This is a genomic window from Streptomyces pseudogriseolus (genome assembly GCA_002154585.1).
Classification (GTDB): Bacteria; Actinomycetota; Actinomycetes; order Streptomycetales; family Streptomycetaceae; genus Streptomyces; species Streptomyces pseudogriseolus.
Genome location: MUNG01000514.1, coordinates 1 through 804 on the forward strand (window position 1 = coordinate 1; position 804 = coordinate 804).

2 pseudogenes are annotated in these 804 nt (G+C 67.5%); both read left to right on the forward strand.

Going from position 1 to position 804, the window contains the following annotated elements:
• Positions 1-212: 212 nt before the first annotated feature.
• A pseudogene (gene sdhC, locus CCN29_RS32010) lies at positions 213-526 on the forward strand (succinate dehydrogenase, cytochrome b556 subunit).
• A 5-nt stretch (positions 527-531) separates the two neighbouring features.
• Positions 532-804 (forward strand): annotated as a pseudogene (locus CCN29_RS32015) (succinate dehydrogenase); the annotation flags it as partial.

Consider the following 804-nt stretch of genomic DNA (forward strand, 5'->3'; position numbering starts at 1 on the left):
CCCCGAAACCCCCCGCCCCCTTTTCGAGTGCAAGTTTGATCACACCGGCAGGCCCCCCGTAAGCGCCGCAGGCAACCGTCGCTACCATGCTGGGGGCCGGTGGACCGTACCCGGCCGGGCCCGACCGACAAGGAAAGCCGGCGCGGCCCCAATCCCCGCTCCCGGAGGAAATTTCCGTGCCGGCTGGAACGCTGTACCGCGGCCGGGAAGGAATGTGGTCCTGGGTGGCTCATCGAGTCACCGGCGTCCTCATCTTCTTCTTCCTGTTCGTTCACGTGCTGGACACCGCTCTCGTGCGGGTGTCCCCGGAGGCCTACGACGAGGNNTGCTGGAGTACGGCCTCGTCGCCGCCATCCTCTTCCACGCGCTCAACGGCCTGCGTGTCATCGCCGTCGACTTCTGGATCAAGGGCGCCCGGTACCAGAAGCAGATGCTCTGGACCGTCGTCGCCGTGTGGATCGTGCTGATGCTCGGGGCGATCTACCCCGTCCTCGGCCACGCCGCTCGTGAACTGTTCGGGAGCTGACGCTGATGTCCACGACTGAAACCTCCGCCTCCGGCGTCGGCCCCGTCGAAGGGGCCTCGCTGTACTCCGTCGACAACCCGGCGCCGGTCATCGAGGCCCCGCGCAAGCGCACCAAGAAGACCCCGAAGTCCACCCGCGGCAACTTCGAACTGGCCGCGTGGCTGTTCATGCGCCTGTCCGGTGTCGTCCTGGTCGTCCTGGTCATCGGCCACCTGCTGATCCAGCTGGTGCTGGACGGCGGCGTCTCCAAGATCGGCTTCGCCTTCGTCGCGGGCCGC